3 protein-coding genes are annotated in these 3882 nt (G+C 62.4%); 1 reads left to right on the plus strand and 2 read right to left on the minus strand.

Annotation, left to right across the window (positions count from 1 at the left end; translation table 11 throughout):
* The coding region (locus NW857_RS10160; RefSeq protein WP_414368859.1) for a diguanylate cyclase at positions 1 to 1138 on the plus strand (1138 nt) is incomplete at its 5' end.
* Here the strand turns inward: NW857_RS10160 and NW857_RS10165 are convergent.
* Entirely contained in the window at positions 1108 to 1965 is an 858-nt protein-coding gene (locus NW857_RS10165; protein WP_414368861.1) for a vitamin K epoxide reductase family protein, read from the minus strand. The genes NW857_RS10160 and NW857_RS10165 overlap by 31 nt on opposite strands.
* A gap of 28 nt (positions 1966 to 1993) precedes the next feature.
* Positions 1994 to 3724 carry a DNA mismatch repair endonuclease MutL gene (gene mutL / locus NW857_RS10170; protein ID WP_414335323.1) on the minus strand — a complete coding sequence of 577 codons (1731 nt, stop codon included), beginning with the start codon at positions 3722 to 3724 and terminating at the stop codon, positions 1994 to 1996.
* Positions 3725 to 3882: the final 158 nt, after the last annotated feature.

The raw sequence follows: 3882 nt of genomic DNA on the forward strand, positions 1-3882 counted from the left end.
CGTATCAGGGTTTCTCCTCATGTTGTCGGCTGAACTCGAAGGCTGGCAGCCTTCCCCCAGCTTGGTTTCCGCTCCCGTTGGCGGGACGGAGTCCTTACCCTTGCCAGAAGTTTCGTGGAGCCACGTGCCGGCTCAGGTTCCCTGCATTTGGGTCATCGACGATGACCCGGTGAGCCGTCGCTACATCGGCAAAGTCCTCAGAAGCTCCAACTACCGGGTGGAAAGCTGGGAAAGCGGCCAGTTAGCCTGGGAGCACCTGCAGACCCTGGATGAAAGCGAATGGCCGGATTTGATCATCTGCGACTGGGTCATGCCGGGTTTGTCTGGAGTAGAGTTCTGTCGCCGTCTGAAGAACTCCGCTGCCGGCCAGTTTGTCTACTTCCTTTTGCTCACCGCCCGCTCCGAAGTTGAGGATCGGGTGCAGGGGCTGGATGCAGGGGCGGACGAGTTTATCGTTAAGCCGGTCGAGGCTGAGGAGCTGCGGGCCCGGGTACGGGCGGGGCTGCGCCTGCAGCGGCTCACCCGAGCTTTGGCCCAGGCCAACCGGCAACTGCGGGCCCGCAACGAGCTGTTGGAGTCTCTGTCTTTGACGGATCCCTTGACCGGAGCCTTGAACCGCCGCGCTCTCGACCAGGCGTTGCCCCATTTGCTCAAGCAGGTGGGGCCCCGTGGGCAAGCCCGCTATCGCTATCTCTGCCTGCTGATGATGGATGTGGATTACTTCAAGCAGGTCAACGACACCTACGGCCACTTCATCGGCGACTGCGTGTTGCAGGCCCTTGTTGGGCGGCTGCACAATCAACTGCGTCCCTCCAGCCTGCTCTACCGCTACGGCGGCGAAGAATTTGTCTGCGTCACCCCTGGGCTCAACCCCGCCCACTGCCACCGCTACGCCGAGTCTCTGCGCCGGGCCATCGCCAGCCGGCCAATTGACGTTTCGCCCAAACGCAGCCTGCCTGTCACCATTAGCATTGGCGGGATCGTTATCAGCGAAGATGACCCCTTAGATCCAGAAGCTGCTCTCCAGCGAGCGGACGAGGCCCTCTACCAGGCCAAGCAAGCCGGGCGAAACTGTGTACGCCTCTTCCTGCCATCGCTCCTGGAGAACTACTGTCCTCCGCCGGACTCGAGAGGGTAGCCGGAAGCTGCCGCCAAGGCTTCCAGCGAGCGCAGCCCCACGTAGGTGCGGCCGTTGATGATCCAGGTGGGATAGCTGGTGATCCCTGCTTCTGTGCATGCCTGGGCTTGGGGCGTACCGGGACCGTTGGGGGAGCACTCCACGTAGGGCACTTGGGCAAAGGCCGACCCAAACAGCTCTTTCTGCTCCTGACAATGGGGGCACCAGTAGGCCCCGTACATGGTGCCGCCGATCTGCCGCAGGTGGGCCGCCAACCCTGCCGCCAGGGGGCTGGGGGGAGGAACTTGGTTGGCATACACCCCAATGGTGGTCACCAAGGTGAGAAAGCTCACGAGAATGTAGCTGAAGGCCAGCTTGCCCCCATCCAGCCAGCGGTGGCCCAGCAGGGTTACCGCCCACAGGCTGGCCACCAAGACTATGGCGGTGGTGCAATACAGACAAAATTGCCGCAGCACCCCCACCATCAGGTAGAGCATGTACATTTCAAAGGCGGTCATGGCGGAAACCAGACCAAACAGGGCCGGCCAGCGCCACCGCTTCACCAGCGGGATCCCATCCGGCAGCACCGCCAGCGCCAAGACCCCCAAAAAGCCCAGCAGGCCAACTGTTGCCGTCGGGATCCCCAAAAACTCTGCCCAACGGCTGGAGAGCACCAGGTCGCACCCCCCATCCCCTGTGCAGAAAGCGGCAGGCTGATCGGTCAGCTTGGTGTAGGTGAGGTAGGCCGTCAACAGGGATCCCAGGCTGGCCAAGATCGCCAAGATCAGACGGGCATGGCGCTGCAGCCAGGTCTCTTCTTGGGCTTTGAGTTTGAGATAAGAGGCCATGGGGGGGTCAGCAGTTGGACATCCCCGATTATAGTGGGGCGGAGCGGGTCTCGTCCCTGGGCTCCGAGGCAGAAGCGCTGCTCGAGCGCCGCACTTGGGCGGCAAACCTGTCTCCCAGCGGCTCCAGCTCCCAAAAAGATCCCATCTTGGAGTCGGAGATGGGCCGGTCGCAGATCCCCCAGCGGCGACGAAAGTAACGGGCCAGATCTTTTTCGGCCAGAGCCAGATACACTGGCCGGCCATGAGGGCAGGTGTGGGGATTGGCGGTGCGCTGCCAGGCCTCCAGCAACTGTTGCATCTGCTCCAGGGTCAGAGGGATCCCGTTGCGCAGGGCGCCGCGACAGGCCACCGCCACTTGAGCTGATTCGAGGTCAGCACAGCGGCTCAATTCTCGCAGGGATCCCTGAATCTCCTTGGGGTCTTCCGACCACAGGGCCAGAGGCACGCGGCGCACCAGATAGGTGTTGGGGCCAAAGGGCTCCAGCTCCAGACCCAATTGCTCCATTGCTTGGGAGGATAATCCCTCCAGCATGACCGGCGTCTCCAGCTCCACCGGCTGCCAATGCTGTTGGATGTACTCGTAGCGCACCCGCTCGTGGGCCAGGTGCTGCTCCACCAGCCACAGCCCCTGAGGGTGTTCCGCCAAAATGTAAATCCGGTGCAGTTGGGCCAGGGCCTTCAGAGGCGGCAGGGAGCAACCGGCAGCGGGGAGAGCCGGACTTTGCAGGGAGGAAACCCTGTAGATCGACTTGGCCTCGCTGGCGCGGATGAGATGCACAGAGCGGCGGCTGGCTTGCCCGGATCCCGATTGCAGAAGAGCGTGTAGGTGTTGGCGCAACTGCTCCTGTCGGATCTCCGGATCCCGTAGATAGAGCTCACTCTTGGCAGGATGGCGATTCCAGTCCACCTGCTCAGGTGGCAGGCGCAGATGTACCACCACTAGAGGATGGCGGTGGCGGGGCAAGGCGTGCTGAAAGACTGACTGGATCACCCGTTGCCAGTCTGGCATCTGCACAAATCGCCCGTTGACGGCCAGGCGGATCCAATCGGGGCGGGGGCGATGCAGACGATCCGGTAGGCCCAGCACCACTTCCCAATCGCTATCCCCCTCCTGGATCCGCTGATAGCGCAGATCCGAAAGATCCAACTGCGGCAACACCTGCAGCAGCAGATCTTGCAGAGATGTTCCCGGCCAGAGGCTGAGCAGCAGTTGTCCCTCCCGATGCACCTGCCAACTGACCCAAGGATGGGCCAAAGCCGCATTCTGCACCAGGGTTAGAAGCGGGGCAATAGGGGGCACACCTCGACGGCGCAGAGGCCAGTCGGCAAACAAATCCGCCACCGTCACCACCGTTCCCAAGGCAGTGGCCGCCGGCTGCTGGTGGGCCAGCTCCCCCTGTCGGTTGTAGGCGGCCAGCCAGCCGTGGGCATCGTCAGCATGGCGGGTCTGAATGGTCAAGGATCCCAAGCGGGCCAGGCTGTGCAGCGCTTCCCCACGAAATCCCAGGCTGCAACCGTCCAACTTGCTGGTGGTGTGGCGGCGAGCCACCTGCTCCAGCTCCGAACCTGGGATCCCTTGCCCATTATCGGCCACCCGCACCTGCCAGCGACTGGGCCAAATCTCCACCTGAATGCGGGTGGCCTGAGCATCGAGGGCATTTTCCAGCAATTCCCGCAGAGCAGCCCCCAGCGAGTCGATCACCTCTCCCGCCGCCATTTGGGCGATCCGCTCTGGGTTCAGGGGCTGGATTTTGGACATGGAGTGAGTTGAGAAAGCAGACCCTCTTCCTGCCAGCCTGTCGCCGAAAGGCCAACAGCGTCGAGCTTTAGCTTAGCTCTCTCTCTGTTGCCGGTGGACAGCGCCTTGCTAATAATTTTCATTAACTTCAAGGGCCCTCTCAGGCAAAGGGAAGGATT

This window comes from Synechococcus sp. H55.9 (assembly GCF_047462355.1).
Classification (GTDB): domain Bacteria; phylum Cyanobacteriota; class Cyanobacteriia; order Thermostichales; family Thermostichaceae; genus Thermostichus.